Source organism: Streptomyces europaeiscabiei (assembly GCF_001550375.1).
In the GTDB taxonomy this organism is placed as follows: domain Bacteria; phylum Actinomycetota; class Actinomycetes; order Streptomycetales; family Streptomycetaceae; genus Streptomyces; species Streptomyces europaeiscabiei.
This window is the reverse complement of record NZ_LRTR01000270.1, coordinates 1-3,352: the sequence shown is the minus strand read 5'-3', so window position 1 is coordinate 3,352 and position 3,352 is coordinate 1. Positions and strand designations below refer to the sequence as shown.

The 3,352-nt window shown below is 71.3% G+C and carries 3 protein-coding genes; 1 reads left to right on the top strand and 2 read right to left on the bottom strand.

The window, feature by feature from the left end; translation table 11 throughout:
* Positions 1–1,834 (top strand): PhoX family protein (locus tag AWZ10_RS12775; protein ID WP_060891112.1); only part of this gene is annotated, 1,834 nt, incomplete at its 5' end.
* A gap of 132 nt (positions 1,835–1,966) precedes the next feature.
* Here the strand turns inward: AWZ10_RS12775 and AWZ10_RS12770 are convergent.
* Complete coding sequence (locus AWZ10_RS12770) at positions 1,967–2,182, bottom strand: hypothetical protein (RefSeq protein WP_046706585.1); 216 nt, start codon at positions 2,180–2,182, stop codon at positions 1,967–1,969.
* A 142-nt stretch (positions 2,183–2,324) separates the two neighbouring features.
* On the bottom strand, positions 2,325–3,352 hold a 1,028-nt coding region (locus tag AWZ10_RS12765; RefSeq protein ID WP_208618489.1), incomplete at its 5' end, for an FUSC family protein.

Below are 3,352 nucleotides of genomic sequence, written 5' to 3'. Positions count from 1 at the left end.
GACGGCGGACGCCGCCGACGCCGCGAAGGCCGCGGCGGCCAGGATCAAGGGCAAGGCCGCCCGCGGTCTGCGGTTCACCACCGTCGAGCCCAACACCGCCGACACCGTGACCGTCCCCGAGGGGTACGAGCAGAACGTCGTCATCCGCTGGGGCGAGCCGATCCTGCGCGGCGCCCCCGCCTTCGACCCGGAGAACCAGACGGGCGAGGCCCAGGCGGGCCAGTTCGGGTACAACTGCGACTTCCTCGCCCTGCTCCCGCTTCCCGGTGAGCGCCGCCGCCAGATCCTCGTCGCGAACCACGAGTACACCGACGAGATCCTGATGTTCCGCGGCTACGACGCCGCCAACCCGACCCGTAACCAGGTCGAGGTCGCCTGGGCGGCGCACGGCCTGGCCGCCGTGGTCGTGGAGGAGGACCGGCGCACCGGCAAGCTCACCGCCGTGCCCCGTCACCCCCTCAACCGCCGGGTCACGGCGACGACCGAGTTCCGTCTCACCGGCCCGGCCGCCGGGTCCGACCTGCTCAAGACCTCCGTCGACCCGACCGGCACCAAGGTCTTCGGCACGCTCAACAACTGCTCGGGCGGTACGACCCCCTGGGGCACCACGCTGCACGGCGAGGAGAACTTCAACCAGTACTTCGCCAACAGCAGCCGTCCGACCGACAAGCGGTACGGCATCGGCACCGGCGCCACCGAGCGCAAGTGGGAGCGGTTCGACAAGCGGTTCGACGTCGCCCAGGAGCCGAACGAGGTGCACCGCTTCGGGTATGTCGTCGAGTTCGATCCGTTCGACCCGACCTCCACGCCGCGCAAGCACACCGCGCTCGGACGGTTCAAGCACGAGGCGGCCACCATCCGGCTGACCTCGGACGACCGTCCGGTCGTCTACTCCGGCGACGACGAGCGCTTCGACTACTTCTACAAGTTCGTCAGCAGCAAGCGGATGAAGAAGGGGTCGAGCCGCGCCGACCGCGAGCACAACCTCTCCCTGCTGGACGAGGGCACGCTCTACGTCGCCAAGCTCACCGGCGACTCCCCGGCCATCGAGATCGACGGCACGGGCAAGCTGCCGGCCGACGGCGAGTTCGACGGCGCCGGCGAGTGGATCCCGCTGGCCACCGCCACCGCCGAGGGCTCCGTCTCGCACGTGGCCGGGATGACGGCCGACGAGGTCTTCGTCTTCACGCGGCTCGCGGGTGACAAGGTCGGCGCGACGAAGATGGACCGCCCCGAGGACATCGAGCCCAACCCGGTCACCGGCAAGGTCTACGTCGCCCTCACCAACAACACCAACCGCGGTGTCGGCTCCAATGCCAAGGCGGACGAGGCCAACCCGCGCAACGCCAACAAGCACGGCCAGGTCCTCGAACTCACCGAGCACCGCAACCGGCCCGAGAGCACCACGTTCGGCTGGCTGCTGTTCCTCGTCGCGGGCGACCCCGACGACCCGGCGACCTACTTCGCGGGCTTCCCGAAGGAGGCCGTCAGCCCGATCTCCTGCCCGGACAACGTCGCCTTCGACCCGCACGGCAACCTGTGGATCTCCACCGACGGCGCGCAGCTCGGCTCGCACGACGGCCTGTTCGGTGTCGCCACGCAGGGCAAGCGGCGCGGTGAGCTGAAGCAGTTCCTGACGGTTCCGCGCGGTGCCGAGACCTGCGGTCCGATCATCCAGGACTCCCGTGTCCTGGTCGCGGTCCAGCACCCGGGCGAGATCGACGGGGCCACCGTCGACAACCCCAAGAGCACCTGGCCCGACGGTCCGGGCACGTACGTCCGCCCGGCGGTCGTCGTGGTGTGGCGCGCGGACGGCCGCGACATCGGCCGTTGATCCGTAGTCTCCGCTGCCTCCGCGGTTTCCGTGGCTGAGGGACACAAACGGGTGCGGGCCGCCCTCCTGTCGGGGAGGGCGGCCCGCACTTGTTCTGCCGTTGTTCTGTTCTTGCTCTGCGAACGCCCGGGCTCAGGGAGCCAGGCAGCTGACGCCCGGGGCGGCGGCCGGGTCCAGCAGACCGGCGGGGTCGAGCAGCACGGCGGGGTCGACGAGTTCCGTCACGCCGGCCGGAGTCTCGGTGACACAGGTGATCGTGGCAACCGGGTCCGGGATCGCGTGGGCGGCCGGGGCCATGGCGCCGGCGAGGGCGAGGGTTCCGAGCAGGACGGTCGCGGTGCGACGCATGAAAAATCCCCTTATAGGTAGGGCGTTTGAACAGGATTGATCATTGCGTCTTTCCTCCTGCGAACTCGCCCCCCGTCACCCGTGCGGGCGTGACGTAACGATTCAGCGCCCTGCGCCGAGTTGACCTTGAGGGGGTGGGGGCTCAGCGGGGAGAGGTGATCGTCCTGGCCGCCGCCACCTCCTGGCGCAGCGGCTCCAGTACGCTCCCGGGCGGTCCGCTCAGGTCCGAGCGGACCTCGTAGAGGGTCTTCGTCCTCCGTAGTCCGTCCGCCAGCTCCCGCAGCTGGAGCGTGACCTGGCCGACCTCGGCGGTGGACGGCGGCTGCGCGCCCTGCTTGATCCGGACCCGCGCGGCCGTCGTCGCGTCGACGATCCGCTCGACCGCCACGACCAGCGGCCACCAGGCGGCGGCCCGCCGGCCGATGGGCGGCGGTTCGGTCAGGGCCCGCTGGAACTCCGTACGGACGGCGGACAGGTCCCGGTAGAGACGGCGGCGCATCCGGGTCCGCCCGGAGGGGTCGGCCGTGACCTCCCCGAAGGCTCCTTCGACGTACGCGGCCGTGTCGGCGACGGCGTCCGCGAGGCGGGCGCCGACCCGCGCGTGCCAGCTCTCCGGCCAGAGCAGATAGCCCGCGACGAGGGCGATCGCGCAGCCCATGAGGGAGTCGACGAGACGCGGCACCAGCAGGCCCGTGCCCTGGTGGTTGAGGACGTCGGAGAGAAGCAGGATCACCGGCGTGATGGCGGCCGTCTGATAGCCGTAGCCCCGGGGTGTGAACACCGGGATGAGCGGCGCGAGCAGCAGCATCACCGGCACGTCCCACCAGCCGCGCGGCACCTCCGCGAGGATCCCGGCCGCGACCACGAGCCCCACGACCGTGCCGAGCGCCCGCAGCAGCGCCCGGGAGAAGACCGACCCGAAGTCCGGCTTCAGCACGAACGTGATGGTCAGCGCCACCCAGTACGAGCGAGGCACGGCCACGAGCGACACCAGGGCCTGCGCGATGCCGATGCACAGCGCGAGACGCAGGCCGTAGCGCCAGGAGGCGCCGGAGAGGGCGACGTTCCGCGCGACCCGGATGGCGCGTACGCCCAGCGGGGCGGGGCGGCCGGCCCGGTCGCCGGCCTTCTTCAGCGCGTCCGGCGACTGCTCGGTGGCGACGTCGGCGG

Coding starts and splice junctions, on each gene's coding strand:
- AWZ10_RS12770 (WP_046706585.1), bottom strand. CDS start 2,182: ATGCGTCGCACCGCGACCGTCCTGCTCGGAACCCTCGCCCTCGCCGGC.